This is a genomic window from Streptomyces mayteni, assembly GCF_054783955.1.
This window is the reverse complement of record NZ_BAAGPR010000004.1, coordinates 132462-153937: the sequence shown is the minus strand read 5'-3', so window position 1 is coordinate 153937 and position 21476 is coordinate 132462. Positions and strand designations below refer to the sequence as shown.

At 73.4% G+C, this 21476-nt stretch carries 25 protein-coding genes and 2 pseudogenes; 14 read left to right on the top strand and 13 right to left on the bottom strand.

All coding sequences use genetic code 11. The features are described from left to right. Nucleotides 1–105 precede the first annotated feature (105 nt). Complete coding sequence (locus ACYVPE_RS03480; RefSeq protein WP_461031862.1) at nt 106–858, bottom strand: TIGR03089 family protein; 753 nt, start codon at nt 856–858, stop codon at nt 106–108. A gap of 126 nt (nt 859–984) precedes the next feature. On the opposite strand from ACYVPE_RS03480, the gene ACYVPE_RS03475 reads away from it, so the two are divergent. Further along, complete coding sequence (locus tag ACYVPE_RS03475; RefSeq protein WP_461031861.1) at nt 985–2301, top strand: peptidoglycan recognition protein family protein; 1317 nt, start codon at nt 985–987, stop codon at nt 2299–2301. 61 nt (nt 2302–2362) lie between these two features. Next, nucleotides 2363–3271: a DNA-3-methyladenine glycosylase family protein gene (locus ACYVPE_RS03470; protein ID WP_461031860.1), complete on the top strand. Its 909-nt coding sequence runs from the start codon at nt 2363–2365 to the stop codon at nt 3269–3271. Between the two features lie 27 nt (nt 3272–3298). Here the strand turns inward: ACYVPE_RS03470 and ACYVPE_RS03465 are convergent, their stop codons facing one another. Continuing rightward, on the bottom strand, nt 3299–3814 hold the full coding sequence (locus tag ACYVPE_RS03465; RefSeq protein ID WP_461031859.1) for an acyl-CoA thioesterase: 516 nt from the start codon (nt 3812–3814) through the stop codon (nt 3299–3301). 116 nt (nt 3815–3930) lie between these two features. On the opposite strand from ACYVPE_RS03465, the gene ACYVPE_RS03460 reads away from it, so the two are divergent. Continuing rightward, complete coding sequence (locus ACYVPE_RS03460) at nt 3931–5175, top strand: LCP family protein (protein WP_461031858.1); 1245 nt, start codon at nt 3931–3933, stop codon at nt 5173–5175. Nucleotides 5176–5212: 37 nt separating this feature from the next. Here the strand turns inward: ACYVPE_RS03460 and def are convergent, their stop codons facing one another. After that, on the bottom strand, nt 5213–5845 hold the full coding sequence (gene def / locus ACYVPE_RS03455) for a peptide deformylase (protein ID WP_461031857.1): 633 nt from the start codon (nt 5843–5845) through the stop codon (nt 5213–5215). Between the two features lie 63 nt (nt 5846–5908). Between def and ACYVPE_RS03450 the strand changes: the two genes are divergently transcribed. Both ACYVPE_RS03450 and ACYVPE_RS03445 read left to right on the top strand, forming a co-directional pair. Further along, on the top strand, nt 5909–6430 hold the full coding sequence (locus tag ACYVPE_RS03450) for a winged helix-turn-helix domain-containing protein (RefSeq protein WP_461031856.1): 522 nt from the start codon (nt 5909–5911) through the stop codon (nt 6428–6430). Beyond that, entirely contained in the window at nt 6427–6636 is a 210-nt protein-coding gene (locus tag ACYVPE_RS03445) for a DUF6011 domain-containing protein (RefSeq protein ID WP_461031855.1), read from the top strand. The genes ACYVPE_RS03450 and ACYVPE_RS03445 overlap by 4 nt, the downstream gene beginning before the upstream one ends. A 10-nt stretch (nt 6637–6646) precedes the next feature. On the opposite strand, the gene ACYVPE_RS03440 is transcribed toward ACYVPE_RS03445, so the two are convergent. Genes ACYVPE_RS03440 through ACYVPE_RS03425 form a run of 4 tightly spaced genes read right to left on the bottom strand, consistent with a single transcriptional unit; the run spans nt 6647 to nt 9118 of the window. Then, complete coding sequence (locus ACYVPE_RS03440; RefSeq protein WP_461031854.1) at nt 6647–7075, bottom strand: nuclear transport factor 2 family protein; 429 nt, start codon at nt 7073–7075, stop codon at nt 6647–6649. 5 nt (nt 7076–7080) lie between these two features. Beyond that, nucleotides 7081–7788 carry a hypothetical protein gene (locus ACYVPE_RS03435; RefSeq protein ID WP_461031853.1) on the bottom strand — a complete coding sequence of 236 codons (708 nt, stop codon included), beginning with the start codon at nt 7786–7788 and terminating at the stop codon, nt 7081–7083. A 17-nt stretch (nt 7789–7805) separates the two neighbouring features. Then, nucleotides 7806–8669, bottom strand: coding sequence for a hypothetical protein (locus ACYVPE_RS03430; protein ID WP_461031852.1), 864 nt, complete (start codon nt 8667–8669; stop codon nt 7806–7808). Nucleotides 8670–8704: 35 nt separating this feature from the next. Then, entirely contained in the window at nt 8705–9118 is a 414-nt protein-coding gene (locus ACYVPE_RS03425) for an ATP-binding protein (protein ID WP_461031851.1), read from the bottom strand. Between the two features lie 185 nt (nt 9119–9303). Here ACYVPE_RS03425 and ACYVPE_RS03420 point away from each other — a divergent pair, with 185 nt between their 5' ends. The 5 genes from ACYVPE_RS03420 to ACYVPE_RS03400 all read left to right on the top strand — a co-directional run bounded on the left by ACYVPE_RS03420 (nt 9304) and on the right by ACYVPE_RS03400 (nt 12214). Next, nucleotides 9304–10155 carry a helix-turn-helix domain-containing protein gene (locus ACYVPE_RS03420; RefSeq protein WP_461031850.1) on the top strand — a complete coding sequence of 284 codons (852 nt, stop codon included), beginning with the start codon at nt 9304–9306 and terminating at the stop codon, nt 10153–10155. 11 nt (nt 10156–10166) lie between these two features. Further along, the gene (locus ACYVPE_RS03415) at nt 10167–10358 is read left to right on the top strand and encodes a DUF397 domain-containing protein (protein WP_461031849.1); all 192 of its coding nucleotides are present in this window, start codon (nt 10167–10169) and stop codon (nt 10356–10358) included. Between the two features lie 108 nt (nt 10359–10466). Next, on the top strand, nt 10467–10595 hold the full coding sequence (locus ACYVPE_RS03410; RefSeq protein ID WP_461031848.1) for a hypothetical protein: 129 nt from the start codon (nt 10467–10469) through the stop codon (nt 10593–10595). Next, on the top strand, nt 10592–10837 hold the full coding sequence (locus ACYVPE_RS03405; RefSeq protein ID WP_461031847.1) for a DUF7848 domain-containing protein: 246 nt from the start codon (nt 10592–10594) through the stop codon (nt 10835–10837). The genes ACYVPE_RS03410 and ACYVPE_RS03405 overlap by 4 nt, the downstream gene beginning before the upstream one ends. A 336-nt stretch (nt 10838–11173) precedes the next feature. Beyond that, nucleotides 11174–12214 carry a methyltransferase domain-containing protein gene (locus ACYVPE_RS03400; RefSeq protein WP_461031846.1) on the top strand — a complete coding sequence of 347 codons (1041 nt, stop codon included), beginning with the start codon at nt 11174–11176 and terminating at the stop codon, nt 12212–12214. A 38-nt stretch (nt 12215–12252) separates the two neighbouring features. On the opposite strand, the gene ACYVPE_RS03395 is transcribed toward ACYVPE_RS03400, so the two are convergent. The 6 genes and pseudogenes from ACYVPE_RS03395 to aztA form a co-directional block, all read right to left on the bottom strand. After that, nucleotides 12253–13464: a glycosyltransferase gene (locus tag ACYVPE_RS03395; protein ID WP_461031845.1), complete on the bottom strand. Its 1212-nt coding sequence runs from the start codon at nt 13462–13464 to the stop codon at nt 12253–12255. A gap of 121 nt (nt 13465–13585) precedes the next feature. Further along, nucleotides 13586–13996 carry a hypothetical protein gene (locus tag ACYVPE_RS03390; RefSeq protein WP_461031844.1) on the bottom strand — a complete coding sequence of 137 codons (411 nt, stop codon included), beginning with the start codon at nt 13994–13996 and terminating at the stop codon, nt 13586–13588. Between the two features lie 37 nt (nt 13997–14033). Next, nucleotides 14034–14105, bottom strand: a pseudogene (locus tag ACYVPE_RS03385) (VOC family protein); the annotation flags it as partial. A gap of 296 nt (nt 14106–14401) precedes the next feature. Then, nucleotides 14402–15049 (bottom strand): GNAT family N-acetyltransferase, encoded by a 648-nt coding sequence (locus ACYVPE_RS03380; protein WP_461031843.1) that lies wholly within the window; start codon nt 15047–15049, stop codon nt 14402–14404. 79 nt (nt 15050–15128) lie between these two features. Continuing rightward, nucleotides 15129–15878: pseudogene (locus ACYVPE_RS03375) on the bottom strand (GH12 family glycosyl hydrolase domain-containing protein); the annotation flags it as partial. 74 nt (nt 15879–15952) lie between these two features. Next, nucleotides 15953–16708: a zinc ABC transporter ATP-binding protein AztA gene (aztA, locus tag ACYVPE_RS03370; protein ID WP_461031842.1), complete on the bottom strand. Its 756-nt coding sequence runs from the start codon at nt 16706–16708 to the stop codon at nt 15953–15955. Between the two features lie 71 nt (nt 16709–16779). Between aztA and aztB the strand changes: the two genes are divergently transcribed. Genes aztB through aztD form a run of 4 tightly spaced genes read left to right on the top strand, consistent with a single transcriptional unit; the run spans nt 16780 to nt 21057 of the window. Then, entirely contained in the window at nt 16780–17655 is an 876-nt protein-coding gene (aztB, locus tag ACYVPE_RS03365) for a zinc ABC transporter permease AztB (RefSeq protein WP_461031841.1), read from the top strand. Further along, nucleotides 17652–18881: a hypothetical protein gene (locus ACYVPE_RS03360; protein ID WP_461031840.1), complete on the top strand. Its 1230-nt coding sequence runs from the start codon at nt 17652–17654 to the stop codon at nt 18879–18881. Before aztB ends, ACYVPE_RS03360 begins: the two co-directional genes overlap by 4 nt. Continuing rightward, nucleotides 18878–19807, top strand: coding sequence for a zinc ABC transporter substrate-binding protein AztC (gene aztC, locus ACYVPE_RS03355; RefSeq protein WP_461031839.1), 930 nt, complete (start codon nt 18878–18880; stop codon nt 19805–19807). The genes ACYVPE_RS03360 and aztC overlap by 4 nt, the downstream gene beginning before the upstream one ends. A gap of 41 nt (nt 19808–19848) precedes the next feature. Beyond that, the gene (aztD, locus tag ACYVPE_RS03350) at nt 19849–21057 is read left to right on the top strand and encodes a zinc metallochaperone AztD (protein ID WP_461031838.1); all 1209 of its coding nucleotides are present in this window, start codon (nt 19849–19851) and stop codon (nt 21055–21057) included. Nucleotides 21058–21476: the final 419 nt, after the last annotated feature.

The window sequence follows — 21476 nt, the reverse complement described above, 5'->3', positions numbered from 1 at the left end:
CGGTGGGAGCTCCGGGCCTGGGGCGCGGTCGGGCGCGCGGTAGGCGGGCTGTCTCGGCACCCTCATGGTGACGATCCTGCGGGCGCCGGCCCCGGCCGGCCACCGTCAGTGCGCGAAGTGGGTGACGCGCTCACTCTCCCGGCGCGCGGCGAGGGCGGCGACGTCGAGGCGGTCGGTGTTCCGGCACAGCACCACCGAGCCGCCGACGGCCAGTGGGGCGTAGAGGCCGGCCGCGAGGCCGGCCCAACTGTCGTAGCCGGCGAGCGACATCAGCCGGTCGCCAGGGCCGAGGCCGCGCTCCGCGGCGTCGGTGCGGGCGGCCGCGAGCAGTTCGCCGCCGGTGAGGGCGCGGCCCTCGACCAGCAGCGCCGGGTCGTCGGGGCCCGGCGGGTCGTAGGCGGCGAAGGTGTCGGGGTGGCCCGGCACCTCGACCGCGTAGTCGGCGAACCCCTCGGGTGGCTGCGGGAAGCGGCCGCCCAGCGGGCGCAGCGCCAGCGCGATCCGCTCGCCCCGGCAGGCCCTGGCGTCGTCGAGCCGGTCAGGCCCCGCGACCACCGCGTCGGCCTCGGCCGGGTCGCCGTCCACCTCGACGACGACGCCGACGGCGGCGCAGGCCAGCAGCCAGACGGCGGTCTGCCAGTGGGCGGGGAGCAGCAGCGCGAGCCGTTCGCCGCGGCCGACGGCCAGCTGGTCCTGGAGCAGCCCGCCGGTCTTGGCCACCCAGTTGGCGAGGGTGGCCGCGGACAGCTCGACCCGCTCCCCGGTGGCGTCGTCGTAGTAGGTCAGCAGCGGCCGGCCGGGGTCGGCGGCGAGCGCGGAACGCAGCAGGTCGGCGGGGGTGCGGTCGGCGGTGTTCACGGCGCCAGCGTAGTCCGGCCGCGACGGGGCCAGGGTCGCCGGCGGGCCCGCGGACGACCGCGCTCCGCATTCACCCCATAACTCCCTGAATGGACAGATTCGACCGAGTATGCACAAGATCATTTCATGCGTGCACTGCTTGCCTCCCTGCTCGGAACCGCCTGCTCGGCCGCCCTGTTGACCGCCCCCGCCCTCGCCACCGGGCAGCCCACGGACCATGCCCCCGCGCTGCCCCCGACCGGCGGACTCCAGTCGATGCCCCTCGCGCCGATCCAGGACCCGGAACCCGCCCCACCGCCCGCCGCCACGACCGACGACCCGAACGCCGCCGACGCCCAGGGCCTGCCGGCCACCGACACCGAGCCGTTCTCGCTGCTCGGCGTCGTCTGGCAGGACGCCACCGCCGCGCTCGACGGCGAGGTGCTGGTCCGCACCAGGGCCGCCGACACCGGCGACTGGTCCGACTGGCGGCAGCTCGACGCCCACCCCGAGCACGCCCCCGACCCCGGCTCCGCCGAGGCGGCGGGCGCCGAGCTGCGCGGCGGCACCGCGCCGCTCTGGGTCGGCCCCTCGGACGGCGTCCAGGTCCGGGTGCTGCCCGCGGCCGAGCCGCCCGACGACGGCACCGCACCCGACGCCCCCACCGACGGCACCGCCACCGACAGCACCGCCACAGACGACGGCGCCAACGGCGAGTCCGTGACCCACAAGCTGCCCGCCGGGCTGCGCCTCGAACTGATCGACCCCGGCACCCCCACCACGGGCGCCAGGCCGCTCCCCGAGGCCAGGCCCCTGCCCGCCGCCCCGCGGCCGCACGGCGCGACCCTCGCCGCCGCCGACCACACCGCGCCCCGGCCCAGCATCGTGAGCCGCGCCGGCTGGGGCGCCGACGAGTCGCTGCGGGAGGACGAGTTCCTCTACACCGACACGGTCAAGACCCTCTTCGTGCACCACACGGCCGGCGGCAACGACTACGCCTGCTCCGACTCGCCGGCGCTGATCCGCGGCATCTACCGCTACCACGTGGAGAGCCAGGGCTGGCGGGACATCGGCTACAACTTCCTCGTCGACCGCTGCGGCACCATCTACGAGGGCCGGGCGGGCGGCGTCGCCGAGCCGGTTCAGGGCGCCCACACCCTGGGCTTCAACCACAACAGCTCGGGCGTCGCGCTCCTCGGCAGCCACTCGGACACCGCGCCGAGCAGCCAGGCCCGCGACGCGCTCGCCAGGCTCACCGCCTGGAAACTCGGCCTGCACGACGGCGACCCGACCGGCACCAGCAACCGCGAGAGCACCGGCGGCAAGTGGCCGGCCGGCACCATCGTGGAGCTGGACAACGTGTCGGGGCACCGCGACGCCTACGCCACCGACTGCCCGGGCGACCAGCTCTACGACCAGTTGCCCACCCTCCGCACCACCGCCGCCGAGTTCCAGGGCAGATAGGCCGCGACGGGGTGGACGCCCCGCGCCGGCCGCGCCGACCCCGTCGCGTAGCCTGCCGGTCGTGCCGCACCGCGACTGGCTCCCGCCCACCCCCTACGACCTGCGCCGCAGCCTGCTCGTGCTGCGGCGCGGGCCGTACGACCCGGCGTTCCGAGCCGCCTCAGACGGCACGCTGTGGCGGGCCACCCGCACCCCCATGGGCCCGGCCACCCTGCGCCTCGCCGCCGGCGACCCGGCCGTTGGCTGCACCGCCTGGGGCCCGGGCGCCGACTGGGCCCTCGACTCCCTGCCCGCGCTGCTCGGCGCCGACGACGACCCCGCCGCGTTCGTCCCGCACCACCCACTGGTCGCCGAGTCGCTGCGCCGGCACCGCGGCGTCCGGCTGGCCCGTACCGGGCTGGTCTTCGAGGCGCTGGTCCCCTCGATCCTCGAGCAGCGGGTCACCACCGAGGAGGCGTACCGCGCCTGGCGCCTGCTGCTGCGCCGCTTCGGCGAGCCGGCCCCAGGGCCAGGCGCCGAGCTCGACATGTTCGTGCCGCCCGAGCCGGGGACGTACCGGATGATCCCGTCCTGGGAGTGGCACCTGGCCGGCGTGGACCCCAAGCGCTCGGCCGCGGTGGTACGGGCCGCGCGGGTGGCCCGCCGGATGGAGGAGGCGGCCGCGATGCCGCTGCCCGAGGCACTGGCCCGGCTCCAGGCCGTCCCCGGCATCGGCCCGTGGACCGCGGCCGAGACGTTGCAGCGCAGCAACGGGGACCCGGACGCCGTCACGGTCGGCGATCTGCACCTGCCGGGGACCGTCGGCTACGCGTTGGCCGGCGAGCGGGAGGCGGACGACGAGCGGATGCTCGAACTGCTCGCCCCCTACACCGGCCAGCGGCACCGCGCGGCCCGGCTGATCCTGCTCACCGGCGTCGCCCCGCCGCGCCGCGCCCCGCGCCAGCGCCACGCCCGCATCGCCCGCCTGTGACCCCCGGCGGCATCCACCGACCGACGTTCAGCCGGTCCGCTCCTGCCCGGCCCGCAGCTCCTGGATCTCGCGGCGGCGCGCAAGCCGGTGGGTGCGGCGGATCTGGGCCTCCTGGTACCGGCCGCGGTCCCGGTCGGTCTCCGGGATCACCGCCGGCACGGGGCGCGGCTTGCCGTTCTCGTCGACGCCGGTGAACACCAGATAGGCGGTGGCCACCCGGGTCGCCGGCCCCGACTCGTTCCACCGCTCCGCCATCACCCGCACCCCGATCTCCATCGAGGTGCGCCCGGTCCAGTTGACCTGGGCGTGCACCTGGACGAGGTCGCCCACCCGCACCGGTTCGAGGAAGACCATCTCGTCCATCGAGGCCGTGACGGCCGGGCCGCCCGAGTGCCGGCCGGCCACCGCCCCGGCCGCGTCGTCGACGAGCTTCATGACCACGCCACCATGCACGGTGCCCAGCAGGTTGACGTCGTTCGGCGACATGATGTGGGAGAGCGTGGTGCGGGAGGCCGCGGTCGGCTTCCCGGGAAGATCAGTCATATCCTCAGCCTAGACAGCGTCTGGTCAGGCACCCAGTGCGACCGATTGCATCAGATCTGCCACAGTCCGCACCCCACCTCCCGCGGGTCATCCCCGGCCAGGCAGACTGCTGTGTTATGAGCGACTGGCCCAACGGATGGACCGACGACGAGCAGCAACGGAACCGCCGCCCCTCGCCCGAGGGCGCACGGGTCATGCCGCACGTCCAGAGACCCCCGCGCCAGCGCTCGCCGCAGCATGACGCGTACCAGCCGGCCGGCCCTGGGCCCGGCTACGACGCGGACTACAACGAGGGCCAGATCTACCGGGGCGCCGGCCAGGGGCAGGGTCCCCCGCCGCCCACCCCGCCCTACGACGACGAGTACGGCCGGACTCCGCCGCGCCGCCCCCGCTGGGGCCGCCGCATCGGCTACACCGCGCTGGCCCTGGTGCTTGTGCTGGTGACGGTCGGCACCGCCACCTACTTCTGGGCGGACGGCAAGCTGCGGCGCGAGGTCGACCTGTCGGTCGTCGAGGACCGCCCGGAGGCCGGCGAGGGCACCAACTACCTGATCGTCGGTTCCGACAGCCGCGAGGGCCTGTCCGAGGAGCAGCAGCAGGAGCTGCACACCGGCAGCGTCGAGGGCAAGCGCACCGACTCGATGATGCTGCTGCACGTCGGCAGCAACGGCAGCACCATGATCTCCCTGCCCCGCGACTCCTGGGTGACGATCCCCGAGTTCACCGGCTCCGAGTCAGGCAACCGGATCCCCGAGCAGACGCAGAAGCTGAACGCCTCCTACTCCATCGAGGGCCCCTGGCTGCTGGCCCGCACCATCGAGTACAACCTGGACATCCGCATCGACCACTACGTCGAGATCGGCTTCGCCGGCTTCGCCAACGTGGTGGACTCGCTGGGCGGCGTCGAGATGTGCCTCGACGAGCCGATCGAGGACCGGAACTCCGGCGCGAACTTCGAGGCCGGCTGCCAGCGAATGAACGGCGCCGAGTCGCTGGCCTTCAACCGCCAGCGCTACCAGGAGGCCGAGGGCGACCTGGGCCGCACCAAGAACCAGCAGAACTTCCTCGGCACCCTCGCCGACCAGGCCGCCTCGCCTTCCACGCTGCTGAACCCGTTCCGGCTCTTCCCGGTGGCCAACGCCTCACTCGACTCGCTGATCGTCGACGAGGACATGTCGCTCTGGGACCTGCGCTCCATGTTCTGGGGCATGCGGGGCGCCAACCGGATGAACATCCCGGTCGCCGACCCCGGCTTCCAGACGCCGGACGGCCAGTCGGCGGTGCTGTGGGACATGGAGCAGACGACGGCCCTGATGAACCAGATCCGCAACGACGAGGAGGTCCCGGCCGGCCAGGAGTGACCGGCCGCGTCCCCTTTCCGCTCCTCTTCTCCTCAGTTCACCCGCTGGCCCGTCGCCCGGCTCGTGCCGCGCGGCGGGCCAGCACCTCGTCGTGCAGGGCGGCCATCTCGCGCAGCGCCGCCCGACGGTCCCTGGCCGCCAGCCGGTCCAGGTAGAGGCGGCCGTACAGGTGGTCGGTCTCGTGCTGGAGGCAGCGCGCGAAGTAGCCGCGCCCCTCGATGACCAGCGGCCGTCCTTCGAGGTCGACGCCCCGCACCACGGCGTGGTCGGGCCGAGCCAGCGGCACGTAGGGCCCCGGCACGGACAGGCATCCCTCGGGCTCCTCGAGCAGCGTGCGCCGCTCGGCCGGCTCCTCGTCGAGCACCGGGTTGGCGATGTGCCCGACGTGCCGCACCCCCCAGTCGTCGGTCATGTCCCAGACGAAGAGCCGCAGGTCGACGCCGACCTGGTTGGCGGCGAGCCCGGCGCCCTCCGCCACGTCGAGCGTGGCGAACATGTCGTCGACCAGCCGCGCCAGTTCGGGTGAGCCGAACTCGGTGACGTCCCGGCAGGGCCGGTGCAGCACCTCCTCGCCGACCACCGTGATCCGCCGCACGGACCCGCGCACCGCCTCGGGGGCCGGTCTGGGGTACGCGTCGACGGGCTCCCCCTGGACCAACACAGCAGCCATGACAACGTCCTCCTGGGCTCCCGGACTTGACCCGACGCTTTGCAAAGTACCAGACTTTGCAAAGTGACCGAAGAAGACGAGACCACGGCCCCTCCTCCTCTCACCGAACACCCCGTGCGCCGGGCGCTGCTCGACCTGTTGGCCGAGCTCGGCACCGTCACCTCGACCGAGGCGGCGCGGCGACTCGGCCACAGCTCGGGGCTCTGCTCGTTCCATCTGCGGCAGTTGGCCAGGCACGGCCTGATCGAGGAGGCCCCGCACGCCGGCGGCGGCCGGGTACGCCCCTGGCGGCTGCGGGCGCCGGCGGAGCCGGTCGACGCCGGCTTCGACGTGCTGGCCAGGGGTCTGGAGGACGAGAGCTACCAGCGGTGGCTCGCCCACCGCGAAGCCGCGCCCGAGGAGTGGCGGCGTGACGAGGCGTTCTCCGCCGTCGTCCACCTCACGCCGGCCGAACTGACCCGTTTGGCCGAGGAGTTCAGGGCGCTGCTCGCCCCCTACCAGGACCGCCGCGGCCGGCCGGCGGCCGCGGCGCCGGTCGCGGCCGTCACCCGGCTCTTCCCGCTGATCGCGCCGGAGGAGAAGTGACGGACGAGATCCTGGAGTTCCCGGGCGAGGACGACCGGGCCGACGGCCGCCCCCGCGTCACCTGCCGGCTGTGCGGCCGGCCGCTGCACGACCGCGAGGCGCGACTGTGGGGCCTCGGTCCCGACTGCCGCGCCAAGCTGGCCCTGCGTCAGGCCCCGCGCCCACCCGAACGTCCCGTCGAGCAGGACCCGTTGCCCGGCTGCTGAGTGCCGCCTGTCACGCCTCGAACGCCTGGGCCACGGCCAGGCTGTCCTCGTACACGTGGTACCTGGTGACCAGGCCGTTCTCCACGGTGAGGTGGATGGCGAACCGGGAGCGGTAGGGCCGGCCGGTGGGCTTGGCGGTCCCCCGGATCTCGCCGGTGACGACGGCGTCCCCTCCGTCCACCAGGATCCGCTCGACCACCGTGCCCGCCTCCTCGGGGACATGGTGCTCGCCGATCTGCCGGAAGTGCTCGGCGACGTCGGCGCGGGTCGACCGGGCGCGGATCCACGGGGTGGCGGCCCTGCCGTGCTCGCCCTCCGGCCAGTCAACCCGCCAGTCGACGGGCTCGGCGAACAGTTCCGCGATCCGGTCCTGGTCCCCCGCGCCGATCCGCCCGAACAACTCCTGGACGATCTCTCGGGTCGTCTCGTTCGTACTCATGCCGGTCAGGCTATGGGCCGCCGGTTCTGCCCCAGCAGGAAGCCGGTGAACACCGCGCCGGCCGGAGCCAGGGCCACGAAGAGCCAGGTCAGCCCGTGCGCGTCGGTGGTCCAGCCGTCCCACATGTCGCCGAAGTCCTCGAAGAAGAACTCCAGCGCGCCCTTCGCCCCGTCGGTCGCCTCGGAGGCCAGCACGGCGGTGGCGAAGGTCTCCCCCACCAGGATCGTGACCAGGGCACAGAAGCCGGCGAGCACGTAGAGCCCCGGCTGCCCGGGCGCGAGCCTCCCGGCCGGCAGCCCGACCAGTCCGCCGAGCAGCACGGCGAGCCAGGTGAGTTGGGCGACGTCGGGCTCGGTGCCCTCGGTAATCGCCTCCTCGATCAACGCCTCGAAGTCGACGACGGCGCCGGTGAGGAAGCCGTACACCAGGATCAGCACGATCGTGGCGCCGATGGTGAGGAAGACGGCGAGCCCCGGATTGCCGTTCCGCGGCGGCGGCGTCGGCCACCCGGCGCCCGGGCCGGGCGCCATCCCCGGCTGCGGATAGCCGTAACCGTAGCCGGGGGCCGGGGCGGGTTGCGGCGGCTGCGGGAACCCGTAGCCGGGGGCCGGGGCGGGCTGCGGCGGTTGTATCGGGTGCGCCGCCTGTGTGGGCTGGTACGGAGTCGGATCCTGATTCGGATTCGGATTCGGCTGTTGGTATGGGTTGCTCACGGCACTCTCCCCCGAACTCAGCGGTAGACGACGGCGCAGAGCAGCACCGAGTCGTCGTCGACGGTCCACCACCAGAAGTCGTCGCCCGAGGCCGAACGGCACTCCTCGCCATCGGTGTTGGCGGGCGCCGAGTAGACCGCGGTGACGTTGTAGAGCTGGCTGTAGGGCGCGGGGATGGTCCCCTCGCAGTCCACCCAGCTCATCAGGTTGGCGCTGCCGTCCGACATGCCGAGGAAGCACTGGCCGACGTCGAACTGGCGGGTCACGCAGAGGGTGACGGTCTCCAGCCCCGCGCTGTAGGAGAGGTACGACTGGCCCGGGCTCATCCCGCAGTCGGACGTGTACTCGCTGGTCTGGGACACCCAGAGCGCGGCGCCCTCGGCGTCGCAGTTGACCACCTCGGGCAGGTCGGAGGCCCAGGAGACCTCGTCCGTCATCCAGTTGTTGAGGCAGTCGCCCGAACCGACCTGCTGGAACGCCTCGAGCGTCGGGTCGGTCGGAGTGGGCTCCTCGGTCGGGATGGTGGTGTCGGTTCCCCCCGTCCCGTCCGTCGAGCCGCCGCCGTCGGCTCCGCCGATGTCGGTGCCGTCGTCGAAGTCCGGGGTCTCGAAGTCCTCGAGACCCTCCAGGTCCCCCAGGTCGCCCGGGTCACCCAGGCCACCCGGCCCGACCGGCCCCGCGGCACTGGCCCCGCCGCCTCGCGCGTCGGCGCCGGTCGCGGCGGCCAGCCCGAAGGAGGCGGCCACGGCCACCACGATGACGCCGGCCCAGATCCCGAAGCGCTTGCCGCTGTCGTTGCCCTGGTTGCCCTGGTTGCCCTGGTTGCCAGGTCCGGGCGCCGGGGGATAACCCGCACCCGGCCAGCCCTGCATACCACTCATGTTCTTCCCCCGTGTGTCCTGAACAGAACAGCAGGCTAGCAACCTCCGTCGGACCGGCGTTCGAACCAGACGGTCTTCGCCTCGGGCTCCGGAGCGCCGTGGAAGGTGACGCCCCAGGCGGCGGCGAGCATTTCGAGAAGCGCCAGGCCACGGCCACTTTGCGCCTCGTTGTCGGCAGACGAGACGCAGGGCAGCCGGCGCGGAGCGGCGTCCTGAACGGCCACCCGAACCTGGTGGGACCGGATGTCGGTACGGATGGAGAGCCGGTCCGCGGTGGTGTGTTGGTACACGTTCGTTACCGCCTCGCTGACGAGGAGGCGCGCGGTGTCGACGAGTTCGCCGTGCCCGGCGATGGTGAGCAGTTCCGCGACGTGGTTGCGGGCGAGCCGAGGCGTGTCCACGACGTTCGGCGCGGTGAGGCGGTAGGAGCGGGGGGCGATGGTGGTCATGACGGCGGTTCCTTCCCAACACGGCCGGGTGCGGGCCGGGTTCGCTTACTTACCCAACGTGAGGCCATGGAGAACCGTAGGACATCTAGGAAGACATTTGCTACTCGATCGGGAACGGTTTTGATATTCCACCCGATCGTGGAAGAGTACGGAGCGCGAGTGCGCGAACACAGGAGGGGACCACCTTGCCACCCAGGTCGACACCTACCGCCCGGCAGCGACGACTCGGCGCCGAGCTGCGCAAGATGCGCGAGCGCGCCGGCCTCAACGGCGGTGACGCGGCGGCCCTGTTGGACATGGACCGCACGCGGATCAGCAACACCGAGTCCGGCCGCTTCGGAGTGAGCGCCGAGCGGGTGCGGACGTTCGCGCGCGCCTACTCCTGCCCCGACAAGGACTACGTGGACGCGCTCGCGGCGATGGCCGAGGAGCGCGTGAAGGGCTGGTGGGAGGAGTACCGCGGTACCCTGCCGCCAGCCTGGCTCGACCTCGCGGAGCTTGAACACCACGCGAGGGCGATGCGCTCCATGCAGGTGGCCCACATTCCAGGACTGCTACAGACCGAGGAATATGCCAGGACGCTATTCGGCACAGCCGTACCGGAGTTGGCTCCGGTCGAGCTTCGCCGGCGACTCTCACACCGGATGCGACGCCGTGACATCCTGGACCGGGAGGCGCCGCCGAAATGCCTGTACCTCATCCACGAGGCCGCGCTGCGCATGCAGTTCGGTGGCCGTAAAGTCACACACAGACAACTCGAATACTTGGCGGAAGCCACAGAGCGGGACAATGTCACCATTCGCGTCATCCCCTTCTCCGCTGGAGTGTTCCCGAACATCGGAATCTTCGCCCTCTACGCCTCCGGGGCGGTAACAGCGCTGGACACGGTGCAACTTGACTCGGCGCACGGGTCGGTGCTGCTCGACGCGGAGACGCACCTGCGGAACTACCGCGCCACCTTGAATCGCATGGAAGAATTGGCCACCACCCCCAAGGAGGCACGCGATCTGATTCTGCGGATCGCACGCGATATTTGAGGAAGGCAGAGATGTCAGACAACTACTGGCAGAAGTCGTCATATTCGGCGGAGGACGCCAACTGCGTGGAGATGACCAACACGGGCGATCAACTCCGTATACGTGAGAGCGATGCACCTCGCATGGTGATCGCGACCAATGCTCCACGCCTCCGCGCACTCCTCCACAACATCAAGACGCGGCGACTCAGCGGCCTGATCTGAAACCACCTCAGGATCTCCTCACCTTCGCCGCGACACACAGTTGCGACACTCCACTCCGCAGCAATACGGTTGCCCTCTGCCATCGCGTCGAGGCGGAGGGGAGCCCCCATGAACAACACGCCGTCAGCCCCTGAGCCGGAATCCACTGCCGCCGACCGCCTCCGTGAGCGAGTTCGCCAGGTCAACGCCCAGAGTCAGACCAACCGGCTGAGCAAGAACGGCGGTGACCCCAAGTGACGCGCGCCGTCTACCGCTTCGAGGAGTGGGTCGTCGCGCTGGACGACGAGCCCGACGCCGAACCGATGGTCTTCGGCGCCCAGTGCGCGGTCTGCCTTAACGCGTCCGACTCCCTTGCCGACGAGGAGCAGGTCGCCCACTGGGTCCTCGACCACGCCGGGCAGCACCCCTCCCACCACTCCTACCGCGAGCTGATCCAGCGGCCGTTGCGGGCGTGGATGCCGAACGCCGTGAACCCCTGAGGGCCCTTGCGCCATGCATTCTCGTAATCCTACGATTACGGAGAGAGATGGCGCTCGGCATGGAAGCGAGGGGCGAGTGGGCAAGCACGAGAAGGACAAGGAGAACAGCGAGGACGGAAAGCCGTTCACGCCATGGACGCCGCCGTCCACTCCCCCACACCCCGACGGCGGTGCGCCGGGAGGCAGCGGCCAGCACCGAGACGACGACTCGGAAAAGGAATAGTGGACGCTACCGCTGACGGCGAGAGCAGGGCGAGTCCCACGAATGAGTGGGCAGCCGCCTTCCGGGCGTTGCCTCGATCGCTGTTCCTTCCCGATCTGGTGTGGCCGCATGACATGGCCACCGGCGCCAGCGTGCCGGTTCACCGGGTCAAGGATCCGGAGGCCTGGCAGCGGGCGGCCGAGGCGGATGTTCCTCTCGTCACGCAGTGGGACGACGGCGACCACGCAGGGAGCGAGCCGGGCACGGTGCCCACCAGCTCCGCTTCGATGCCTTCGGTCGTGGCCGGCATGCTCGACGACCTCGATGTCGCCCCGGGACACCGGGTGTTGGAGATCGGCACCGGCACCGGCTGGAACGCCGCCCTTCTCGCGCACCGGCTCGGCGAGGAGAACGTCACCACCGTGGAGATCGACGGAACGGTGGCCGAGGCCGCGGAGCGTGCCCTGTCCCGCGCGGGTCTCCGCCCGCGCGTACTGACAGGTGACGGGGCGCTGGGCGCGCCCGGCTCCGGGCTGTTCGACCGTGTCATCGCGACCTGCGGGGTCCGGGAGATCCCCCAGGAGTGGCTTCGGCAGGTTCGCCCCGGCGGGCTCGTCCTCATCCCGTGGGGCACCCACTACTCCAACGCCGACGCCCTGCTGCGGCTGACCGTCGGGGATGACGGCTCCGCCAGCGGCCCGTTCCTGCGGCCGGTCGAGTTCATGAAGTTGCGTGCCCAGCGCTTCACCTGGCCCACCTATCCGGCGGACGGCAGCCTGCCGGTCAGCGAGTTCACCGTCGCCGAAGCGCCGCCCGCCCATGTGGCGTGGCACCCCTTCGCCTTCGCCGCGGGGCTTCGCATGCCCGGGGCGGCACACGCCGTGCAGCCGCTGGACGACGGCCACGTGCTCTGGCTGTACAGCCTGCGTGACCAATCCTGGTCCAGCGCCGAGCGGCGCACCGCTGCCGGCGCGGTCACCCGGGTGCGGCAGGTCGGGCACCGCGGGCTCTGGGATGAGCTGTCCGCCGCCCACCGCTGGTGGACATCGGCCGGTCGGCCAGGCGTCGACCGGCTCGGCCTCACCGTGCTCGGCGGCGGAGAGGTGCGCGGGTGGCTGGACACCCCGTCCAACAGCTGGCACCTCGGGGGCGAAGCGGGCGCGACCGAGGGGTGAGCCGGCTCGGCCACGCCCCGCCCGCGCCCGGGCGGTCGTCAGCCGGCGACGAGCTTCACCAGGTCGGCGACGGCGGTCTCGATCGGGGGCAGGGTCAGCATCGCGAGCCTCGCCCAGCGGGCGCTGGTGGCGATGGCGTGGTCGGCGAGGACGTCGCGGCAGAGGGCGGCGACGGCCTCGGGGCGGGGGTCGGTGACGCGGCGGCCGAGGTCGAGTTGTTCGACGCGGCGGGCGTTGGGGTACTGGTCGCCGAACTGCGGCAGCACCACCATCGGGGTGGCGGTGCGCAGCGACTCGCGGATGCTGTTGAAGCCGCCGTGGGTGAGGAAGAGGTCGACCGACTCCAACAGCAGCGGCTGCGGCAGCCGCTCGGTGGCGTGGACGTGCGGTCCCAGCGCGACCTCCGGGTCCAGCGGGACGCCCCCGGTGGCCAGGACGACGACGCAGTCGTCGAGCAGGGCGACCGCCTCGGCCATGGCCCGCAGCGTGGCCGGCCCGTCCGGGTACGGGTCGGGCGGCGGCGCGCCCGCGGCGCGCTCGTGCGACATCGGGAGCGCGGTGCCGATGGCGGCGAACACCAGGGGCCGGTCGGTGGCGAGTTCGGCGACCCAGTCGGGGAGCGCGCCGGCCCTGGTCACGTCGAGGGTCTGCCGGTAGGCCAGGGAGGGGCCGAGGTGGCGGGAGAAGGAGAGCCCGGCCGGCACGTAGTCGACGCGCCCGTGCGGCACGACGGAGAGCGGGTCGTCGCCGGCCGGCAGGCCGAGCCGGGCGCGGGTGGCGTTGAGCGGTTCGAGGACCTCGGCGGGGTCGAGGAGGTTGGTGGTGCCCGAGGGGGTGGGCAGGTGCGGGACGCCTAGCCGCTCACCGACCAGGCAGGCGCCGAGGTCCATGCCGTCGCGCAGGATCAGGTCGGGGCGGAACTCCTCGGCGAGCGGCAGCGCGATCGCGTAGGAGTCCGCCGCCCCGCCCAGGGCCATGCCCCGGAAGATCGCCCGCATCAGGGCGGCGTGGAACCGCTCGGGATCGTCGGGCGCGGGCTCGGGAACCGCCTCCGGGTACCGCTCGACCCAGGCGGCGGGGTCGAGCGCCCCCAGGCACGGCACCACCCGGACGTCGTCCTCCCTGAACACCCCCTCGACCGCCGGGTCGGCGAGGACCAGCACCTCGTGCCGGGTGGCGAGGGCGCGGAGGAGGGGGAGTTGGGCGCGGCCGTGGGAAGGGCTGCCGATCGTCGTGCACAGGACCCGCAAGGGGGCCTCCCTGTCGCTCTCCGGTGGGCGGGCGACCACCGTGGCACGACGAGGCCGTGGCGAATCCGTTCTCCGCCGGGGATCAATCCGATCGGGGGACCCCGTCAGGAGGCGGCGGCCGTCACGGCTCGCCGATGTGCATGTCGCCGCCGGCCTGGTAGACGCGGGCGTTCCCCGAGGCGGTGGCGCGCTGGTCGACAACGGGCGCGGCGGGCGGCGCGGCCGGCTCCTCGCGCAACTCGGCGAGCAGCGTGCGCAGTTCGTCCGCCACCTCGGGGTGCTCCACCAGCAGACGCCTTATCCGGCCCTGCCACTCGGCGGCCAGCTCGGCCTCGGTGTCGGCGTCGGGTGCGGCGGTCAGCTCCTCGCGGGTGGTGTCCAGTTGGGCGGTGACGGTGGCGGCGCGGTCGGGCCTGACGCGGTGCCAGAGCGCGGCCAGGCCGTCCCTGGTGCGCTGCCAGGCGTCGGTGGCCGCCAGCGTCACGATCGTCGTCCCCGCTGTGCCGGCCAACGCGGCGATCTCCGGATCCACGGGCCTTCCCCTCTCGATGTCGGCTTTCGATGTCGGCTCAGCGCCGGTGGCTGAGCACGTTGACCACCCGACCGTTCGGGTCCCGGACGAAGAAGCGCCGGACGCCCCACCCGGTCCTTGGCCAGGAGGCTGGCCGGTGCCGTCGCGTCCTGGGAGGCCGGGGGCCATGGTGGCTCCCTCCCGGATCGGGTGCGGCACACCCACCCTAGGTCCTGTCCGGCCGGTCTTTCCGGGGCCGCGACGCCAGCTACGGCCACTCGCTGCGTTACCGAATCGCGCGAATACGGCCAAGTATGAGCTGCGATCCGGCGCCTTGCGATTGACCGCATTTGGGGGTACCTCCCAGGCCGCCAGGCCTGGGGGAGTCGCGGCCTGATCCGAAAAGACCGACCGGACAGGACCTGGCTACAGGCCGAAGAGCGGCAGGCACGGTGCGAGGCCGGCGACGGCGACCGGCGGGCGGGTGTCGGCGGTGGCCTCCCAGCCGGCGCGGGTGAGGCGGAAGCGGTGCTCGGTCACCGGCCGGTCCCGCACCACGATCCTGGCGAGGCCGTCGGGTCGGTAGCCGACCCTGCGGGAGACGGTCCCCGAGGCGACGTTGTGGCTGAACGCGCCGGAGATCGCGTCGTCCGCGCCGAGGCCGGCGAAGGCGAGGTGCAGGACGGCGTGCCGCATCTCGGTGCCGATGCCCCTGCCCTGGTGGGCCCGGCCGAGCCAGGAGCCGCTGCCGACCTCGCGGAGCGTGGCGAACTCCTTGCCGCTGAGGGCCTGGAGGCCGACCGGCCGGACCTCGTGGAAGACGACGAGGGGCAGCGACCAGTCGGCCGGGGTCCACGCCCCGAGGGTGCGCCAGTGGTGTTGGAGCACCGAGCGGGCCCGCTCGGCGGGGGGCAGGTCGGTCCAGGGGACGAGGAACGGCATCTCCTCCGGCGGGTGGACGCCCTCGGCGGCGAGCGTGCCGAGGGCGGCCAGCTCCTCCGGCTCGGGGAGGCGCAGTTCGAGCCGGGGCGTGGTCAGGCGCAGGCCGGCGAGCGGCCAGTGGTCGATCAGCATGCGCCGCATTGTGGGGCGGCGGAACGCGGCATGGCATCCGAATTCCGCCGCCCGTGGGACGGGCGCGGGTGGCCGGCTAGTTGACGGAGGCCGAGAACGACGTGACGCCGAGGCCCGTGCCGCCCTGCCAGGGCTCGAAGCCGGCCTGGACGCTGGTCAGGTACCAGGAGTTGGTGGCCATGCCGCGGCTGACGGCGACGTCCACGAAGTCCATGACGTCGAAGCTCCAGCTGCCGATCGCGGACGGCGCGACGAAGGAGATCACCCGGTTGGCTCCGTTGCTGCCCGTCCAGACCTCCCAACTGCGGCCGGCCACCGTGGTGGTGCCGGTCGGGGAGCCGATGGGCTGGATGGGTCCGACGCGGTTGAACCAGATCATGATCTCGGTCTGGTTGACGCCGTTGGTGCGCGGCGTCGGGTCGAGCCAGATGTCGTAGGACGCGTTGTACGTGGCGCCACCGACGTACGTGTACGAGATGCTGCTCGGCGCGCTGCCGATGGAGCTGAGCTGGCGCGGCAGGTTGGTGCCCGGCGAGCAGTTGGCGTAGTGGCAGCCGACGTAGATCGACGGGTACGACTTGGGCGGCCCGTCGGTGGGGACGCTGCCGTCGGCCTGGGTGAGCTGGAAGCCGCTGCCGGTGACGTTGACGCACTGGGTGGCGCCGGTGCCCCAGCGGTTGTTCTGCACGGTGTAGCGGCCCTGGATGGTGGTGGTGCCGTACTGGTCGCAGATCTGGACGTCGGCCTGGGCGGCCGGCGCCGCGGTCAGCAGGGCGCCGAGCGTGCCGAGGACGGCGAGCGTCCAGCGCGGACGCGGGCGGATTCTCATCTTGCTGCTCCCTCGATCGAGCCTGGGGGTACGGGTCGAGGAGCGCTCCCATTGCGTGTCGCCGTCGCGGGACTCTAGGGGGAACTCGGGTCGCTGACAAGCCCGTTCGACAGCTTCGACTCGGGTCGCGGCAGGCCCCACGCCTCGGCCAGCGCCTCGGGGGTGAGGACGTCGGCCGGCGGCCCGGCGGCCAGCGGACGGCCGTCGGCCAGCAGCAGGCAGTGGTCGGCGCGCAGCGCCTCGGCCAGGTCGTGGGTGGCCTGGACGACGGTGACGCCGCGTTCGGCCGCCGCCGCGAGAACGGCCGATATCCGGCGGGTGGCGGCGAGATCGACGCCGGCGGCCGGCTCGTCGAGCAGCAGCACCTCGGACTCCTGGGCCAAGCCCTGGGCGACCAGGGCCCGTTGGCGTTGACCGCCGGAGAGCTCGCCCAACTGCCGCGCGGCGAGGTCGAGGAGCCCGAGCCGGTCGAGGCAGTCGTGGACGACGGCCCGGTCGTGGCGGGTGAGCGGACGCCAGGGGCCGCGGTGGGCCCAGCGGCCCATGGCGACGGCGTCCCGGACGGTGAGCGGCAACGCGTCGGCGGCGGCGCTGCGTTGGGCCACCAGGGCGGGACGTCCCGCGTAGCGGCGGGTGACCGTGCCGGCGGCGGGGCGCAGCACGCCGGCGACGACGCCGAGCAGCGTGGACTTGCCGGCGCCGTTGGGGCCGACGACGGCGGTGCGGCGGCCGCGCGGGAGGCGGGCGGTGAGGTCGCGCAGCGCGGGCGGGCGGCGGGGGTAGCCGGCGGCGACGCCGGTGAGCAGCACCGCGTCGTGGTCGGTCGACATGACGTACCTCACTTCTCGGACTTTCCGATTAGTTGACAATCGTTTTCATTTTCATTGTAGGGTCACTGACCATGGAGTGGTTGTTCGATCCGTTCCAGGTGGCCTTCGTTCAACGGGCGCTCTGGGGCGGGGTACTGGTCTCGATGGTCTGCGCCCTCGCCGGCACCTGGGTGGTGCTGCGCGGGATGGCGTTCCTCGGCGACGCGATGTCGCACGGGATGCTGCCCGGCGTGGCGCTGGCGTCGCTGCTGGGCGGCAGCCCGCTGGTGGGCGCCGCGCTCAGCGCCGGCGCGATGGCGGCTGGCGTCACCGCGCTGGGCCGCTCGCGCCGGCTCTCGGCCGACACGGCGATCGGGCTGCTCTTCGCCGGGATGCTGGCGGCGGGCGTGATCATCGTCTCCCACTCCCAGTCGTTCGCGGTCGACCTGACCGGGCTGCTCTTCGGCGACGTGCTGGCGGTCCGGGAGCGCGAACTCGGCTACCTGGCCGTGGCGTTGGCGATCGCGGCGGTGATCGCGGCGGCGGGCCACCGGTCGTTCACGGCGCTCGCCTTCGACGAGCGCAAGGCGCGGACGCTCGGGCTGCGGCCCGGCCTCGCCCAGGCCGCGCTGCTCGGCCTGGTGACGGTGGCGATCACTGCCTCCTTCCACGTCGTCGGCACGCTGCTGGTGTTCGGGCTGCTGATCGCGCCGCCGGCCGCCGCCGCGCTGTGGGTTCGGCGGATCCCGCTGATCATGCTGGTCGCCGCGCTGCTCGGCAGCGCCGCCACGGTCGCCGGGCTGCTGATCTCCTGGCACGCCGGCACGGCGGCCGGCGCCACCATCGCCGCGGTCGCCGTCGGCTGCTTCTTCCTCTCGGCGCTCGGCTCGGCCGTCGCCGCACGCATCGCACGCACCGCACGCACCACGGACACGGAACAGACGGAACAGACGGGACGGACCTCGTGAACCTCGGCGACCTCGGACACCTCTGGATACGTGGGCGGAAACGGAGGCTGGCGCTGGCGGCCGCGCTGCCGTTGCTGCTGGCGGGCTGCGGGGGCGGCGACGACGCGAACGGCGGCGAGCCGGAAGCGACTGAGGTACCGCACGGCTATGTGGCGGGTGCCGAGGAGGCGGCCGAGCCGCAGCCGCGGCTGGTGGTGGCGGAGGCCGACACCGGCGCGGTGCGGGTCCTCGACCTGACGACCGAGGAGGTCACCGAGGTGGAAGCGGTGGCGGGCGTCAACCGGCTGACGGGCGACGGGCGTTACGGCTACCTGGCCACCGGCGACGGTGCGGTGACGGTGGTCGACGGCGGCGCCTGGACCGTCGACCACGGCGACCACGCCCACTACTACCGGGCCGAGCCGCGCACGGTCGGCGAAGTCCCGGGCGGCGGCGCGCTGCTCGGCGCGCACGCGGACGTCGTCGTCACGGCGCTCACCTACGACGACGGCTCGGTGGTGCTGCTCGACCAGGAGGCGCTCGGCGCGGGCGAGATCACCGAGGCGGCGCGGTTCGACACCGACGCCAGGGCCGCCGCCGTCCCGTTCGAGGGCCGGGTGCTGGTGCCCGGCGCGGAATCGGTCGCCGTGTACGACCGGGAGGGCACCAGGGTGGGCGCGCTCGACGAGCCGTGCCCCGAGCCGGCCGGCGCGGCGAGCACCCGCTACGGCGTGGTCCTGAGCTGCGCGGACGGCGCGCTGCTGGTGACCGTGGACGACGCGGCCGACGCCGACGACGCCGGCGGCGCGTTGGTCGGCGAGCCGGTCCGCTACCCGGAGGGCACCCAACCGGCGGACCGGGCCGGCGAGTTCGGGCTGCGGCCGGGCAGCGGCACCGTGGTCGCGCCGGCCGGCGAGGACGGCGTGTGGACGCTCGACCTCGCCGAGCGGGCCTGGACCAGGACCGGGACCGGGCCGGTCCTGGCGGCGGCCGCGCCGGGCGACGGGGCGACCGTGCTCGCGCTGCCCCGGGACGGGGCGCTCCGCGCATACGCCCTGGGCGGCGCGGAGACGGCGGCGGCCGCCCCGGTCACGGGCTCGGCGCTGGAGATCGACACCAGCCGCGCCTACCTCAACGACCCGTCGGCCGGCGTGGTCCACGAGTACGACTACGCGGACGGCCTGCGGCTCGCCCGCACCCTCGATCCGGGCGTGACCCCGGACCTGCTGGTGGAGACCGGCCGATGAGGGCCCGCATCGCCCCGGCCGTGGCGCTGGTCCTGGCGCCGCTGGCCGGCTGCGCGCCGGGCGGCGACGGCGGTGGCGGGTCCGGCGTGGTGGTGACCACCAACATCCTGGGCGACGTCACCCGGCGGATCGTCGGGGACGAGGCCGAGGTGACGGTGCTGATGGCGCCGGGCGCCGACCCGCACTCGTTCGGTGTCTCGGCCCGGCAGGCCGCCGAACTGGCCGACGCCGAGCTGCTGGTGCACAACGGTCTCGGCCTGGAGGAGGGCGTGGCCCGCCATGTGACGGCCGCCGGGGAAGCGGGCGTGACCACCCTGGCGGTGGCCGAGGAGGTCGACCCGCTGCCGTTCGGCGCCGACGTCGACGGCGAGGCGGGCGAACCCGACCCGCACTTCTGGACCGACCCGACCCGGATGCGGACGGCGGTCGAGGCGATCGCGGAGCTGGTGATCGCCGAGGTCGACGGCGTGGACGAGGCGGCGGTGCGGGCCAACGCGGAGGCGTACGACGCCGAGTTGGCCGAGCTCGACGACTGGATGACGGAGCGGTTCGCGGCCGTCCCCGACGACCGGCGGGCGTTGGTCACCAACCACCACGTCTTCGGCTACCTCGCGGACCGCTACGACTTCGACGTCGTCGGCGCCGTGATCCCCAGCGGCACGACGCTGGCCTCGCCCAGCGCCTCGGACCTGGAGTCACTGGCGACGGCGGTCGAGGCGGCCGGCGTGCCGGCGATCTTCGCGGACTCCTCGCAGCCGGACCGGCTGGCCAGGGTGCTGGCCGAGGAGGCCGGCCTGCGGGTCGAGGTGATCCCGCTGTTCTCGGAGTCGCTGACCGAGCCGGAAGGACCCGCCGGCAGCTATCTCGCGCTGATGCGCGCCAACGCGGACGCCATCGCCGACGGCCTCGCGGCCGGCCCGGCCTGACACCCCCCAACCCCCCCTTTGACAGAGAAGGAGTTCGAACCATGGCCAAGCATGCCTGGCACCGACTGCGGAGAGCCGGAGTGGCGGTCACCGCCGCCGTGGCGGCGGTGGCGTCGCTGAGCGCCTGCGGCGGCGACTCGTCCGACGACGCGCCGGACGACGCGGCCGCGGCGGAGGAGACGGCGCTGAACGTCACCGACCCGCTGGTGCTCACCTACGACGGCGGGATCTACGTCGTCGACGGCGAGACGTTCGAGGTCGCGGCCGACATCCCGCTGGAGGGCTTCAACCGGGTCAACCCGGCGGGCGACGACCGGCACGTGCTGGTGTCCACCTCGACCGGCTTCCGGGTGCTCGACGCGGTCGGCGGCCAGCTGACCGACCTGGAGTTCGCGGCCCCCGAGCCGGGCCACGTGGTGCGGCACGCCGGCCGGACCGTGCTGTTCGCGGACGGCACCGGCGAGGTGACCGGCTTCGACCCGGCCGAGCTGACCGCCGAAGAGCTGCCGGCGGCCGAGACCTACCAGGCGGCCGACGCGCACCACGGGGTGGCGATCGAGTTGTCCACGGGCGAGTTGGTGGTGACGCTCGGCACCGAGGAGGAGCGCACCGGCGTGCTGGCGCTCGACGAGAACCGGGAGGAGATCGCGCGCACCGAGGAGTGCCCCGGGGTGCACGGCGAGTCCACGGCGCTCGGCGAGGCGGTGGTGATCGGCTGCGAGGACGGCGCGGTGGTCTACCGGGACGGCGAGTTCACCAAGGTGGACAGCCCGACCGAGTACGGCCGGATGGGCAACCAGGCGGGCTCGGACGCGTCCCCGATCGTGCTGGCCGACTACAAGCAGGACCCGCGGGCCGAGTTGGAGCGGCCCGAGGAGATCGCGCTGATCGACACCGAGAACGGCACCCTGGAGCGGGTCGACCTCGGCACCAGCTACACCTTCCGCTCGCTGGCCCGCGGCCCGGAGGGCGAGGCGCTGGTGCTCGGCACCGACGGCGCGATCCAGGTGATCGACCCCGAGTCGGCCGAGGTGACGCGGACCATCCAGGTGCTGGACGAGGAGTGGACCGAACCACTGGAGTGGCAGGAGCCGCGCCCGGCACTCTTCACCCGCGACGGCACCGCCTACGTGACGGACCCGGCGACCCGCCAACTCCACGCCGTGGACCTGGCATCGGGCGAGACCACCGCCTCGGTGACGCTGGACGCGCCACCGAACGAACTCTCCGGCGTCGTCCCCGGACACTAGGCCCTGACCGGGCCGGCCCGACCGACGACCCCGTGGCCCGGGGGGCCGGGCATGTGCCCGGCCCCCCGGGCCACGCGGCGGCGGCCACCGGGCCAAGCCTGGCCCGCCCCCTCGGCCCACGGGCGGGTGCACCCGGTCCCGGCCGTGCACGGCACGGTCGGCCAGGCCGACCTCTTCGCCCCACGGCCGCCCCGACTTCAGCCGCGCGGCGGCTGGTCCGGGCCGCCCCGGGCGCGCGGACGCGGCAAAGCCGGCCGGCCCGACGCCTCCGTGGTCCCAGGCCGGGGGTGTCCCCGCCGGCCAGGAGGTCAACCGGCCGGCGGCCGGTGCGGCTCCGCCGACGGCGCCGGAGCGTCGGCGCCGGTCAGCCGGCCGACGGGCAGGCGCGGGCGCGAGGCCGCGATCGTTTCGCCGGGCCG

Excerpts from the sequence above, each read along its gene's own strand:
- aztD (WP_461031838.1), top strand. The coding sequence starts at position 19,849 with ATGGCCAAGCATGCCTGGCACCGACTGCGGAGAGCCGGAGTGGCGGTC.
- ACYVPE_RS03430 (WP_461031852.1), bottom strand. The coding sequence starts at position 8,669 with ATGAGTGGTATGCAGGGCTGGCCGGGTGCGGGTTATCCCCCGGCGCCC.
- ACYVPE_RS03475 (WP_461031861.1), top strand. The coding sequence starts at position 985 with ATGCGTGCACTGCTTGCCTCCCTGCTCGGAACCGCCTGCTCGGCCGCC.
- aztC (WP_461031839.1), top strand. The coding sequence starts at position 18,878 with ATGAGGGCCCGCATCGCCCCGGCCGTGGCGCTGGTCCTGGCGCCGCTG.
- def (WP_461031857.1), bottom strand. The coding sequence starts at position 5,845 with ATGGCTGCTGTGTTGGTCCAGGGGGAGCCCGTCGACGCGTACCCCAGA.
- ACYVPE_RS03465 (WP_461031859.1), bottom strand. The coding sequence starts at position 3,814 with ATGACTGATCTTCCCGGGAAGCCGACCGCGGCCTCCCGCACCACGCTC.
- ACYVPE_RS03415 (WP_461031849.1), top strand. The coding sequence starts at position 10,167 with ATGTCAGACAACTACTGGCAGAAGTCGTCATATTCGGCGGAGGACGCC.
- ACYVPE_RS03425 (WP_461031851.1), bottom strand. The coding sequence starts at position 9,118 with ATGACCACCATCGCCCCCCGCTCCTACCGCCTCACCGCGCCGAACGTC.
- ACYVPE_RS03460 (WP_461031858.1), top strand. The coding sequence starts at position 3,931 with ATGAGCGACTGGCCCAACGGATGGACCGACGACGAGCAGCAACGGAAC.
- ACYVPE_RS03410 (WP_461031848.1), top strand. The coding sequence starts at position 10,467 with ATGAACAACACGCCGTCAGCCCCTGAGCCGGAATCCACTGCCGCCGAC.
- aztB (WP_461031841.1), top strand. The coding sequence starts at position 16,780 with ATGGAGTGGTTGTTCGATCCGTTCCAGGTGGCCTTCGTTCAACGGGCG.
- aztA (WP_461031842.1), bottom strand. The coding sequence starts at position 16,708 with ATGTCGACCGACCACGACGCGGTGCTGCTCACCGGCGTCGCCGCCGGC.
- ACYVPE_RS03400 (WP_461031846.1), top strand. The coding sequence starts at position 11,174 with ATGGCCACCGGCGCCAGCGTGCCGGTTCACCGGGTCAAGGATCCGGAG.
- ACYVPE_RS03440 (WP_461031854.1), bottom strand. The coding sequence starts at position 7,075 with ATGAGTACGAACGAGACGACCCGAGAGATCGTCCAGGAGTTGTTCGGG.
- ACYVPE_RS03380 (WP_461031843.1), bottom strand. The coding sequence starts at position 15,049 with ATGCTGATCGACCACTGGCCGCTCGCCGGCCTGCGCCTGACCACGCCC.